This is a genomic window from Nocardia takedensis NBRC 100417 (assembly GCF_000308695.1).
Lineage (GTDB): Bacteria > Actinomycetota > Actinomycetes > Mycobacteriales > Mycobacteriaceae > Nocardia > Nocardia takedensis.
In genome coordinates this window covers 1-1,092 of the sequence record NZ_BAGG01000188.1, presented here as the reverse complement: position 1 = coordinate 1,092, position 1,092 = coordinate 1, and the positions used below count along the sequence as shown (strand labels likewise).

Annotated in this window: 1 pseudogene; it reads left to right on the top strand. The window is 64.8% G+C overall.

The features are described from left to right. Positions 1-33 precede the first annotated feature (33 nt). Positions 34-1,070: pseudogene (locus tag ON30_RS27870) on the top strand (IS256 family transposase); the annotation flags it as partial. Positions 1,071-1,092 lie beyond the last annotated feature (22 nt).

The following is a 1,092-nucleotide window of genomic DNA, read 5'->3' as shown; positions in this document are numbered from 1 at the left end:
TGACCACGGTGACCCGGCCGGGCGTGGAACGGCAACTCTCGCAATGGGACTCGCTCGAAGGCGGTGGTGACCGATGTCGGTCCGGTCGAGATCGAGGTTCCTCGTGACCGGGATTCGAGTTTCGAGCCGCAGATCGTGCGTAAGCGTCAACGTCGTCTGGGCGGTGTGGAGGACATGGTGTTGTCGCTGTCGGCCAAAGGACTCACCCACGGTGAGATCTCGGCGCATCTGCGGGAGGTCTACGGCACCGAGGTGTCCGAGCAGACGATCTCGACGATCACCGACAAGGTGCTGGACGGGATGTCCGAATGGCAGAACCGGCCCCTGGATCCGGTGATCTTCCTCGATGCGATCCATGTGAAGATCCGCGACGGCAAGGTCGCCAACCGGCCGATCTACGTGGCTTTGGCGGTAATCGTGGACGGCGCCCGCGACATTCTCGGGTTGTGGGCCGGCGACGGTGGCGAGGGCGCGAAGTTCTGGTTCCAGATCCTCACCGAACTGCGTAACCGTGGTGTCGCCGATGTGTGCATGCTCGTCTGCGACGGTCTCAAAGGGTTGCCCGAGGCCATCGGCGAGGTCTGGCCGCGAGCGGTCGTGCAGACGTGTGTGGTGCATCTGCTGCGGGCCTCGTTCCGCTACGCCGCCCGTCAGCACTGGGACGCGATCGCCAAAGCGTTGAACCGATCTACACCGCGGCCACGGAATCGGCGGCGTTGGAACGGTTCTACGAGTTCACCGAGGCGTGGGGAACGAGATACCCGGCCATCGTGGCGTTGTGGGAGAGCGCGTGGGCCGAGTTCGTGCCGTTTTTGGCCTTCGACGCCGAGATCCGCCGGGTCGTGTGCTCGACGAACGCGATCGAGTCGGTCAACGCCCGCATCCGGCGCGCGGTCCGCGCCCGCGGTCACTTCCCCAACGAGACCGCCGCCCTGAAATGTGTCGACATGGCGGTCATGGCCCTGGACCCGACCGGCGCCGGACAGAAACGCTGGGTCACCCGATGGAAGGCCGCGTTGAACGCCTTCGACATCACCTTCGAAGGCCGACTCACCCGCGGACGACAGTAACCGAATCGAACCGAGTTACACC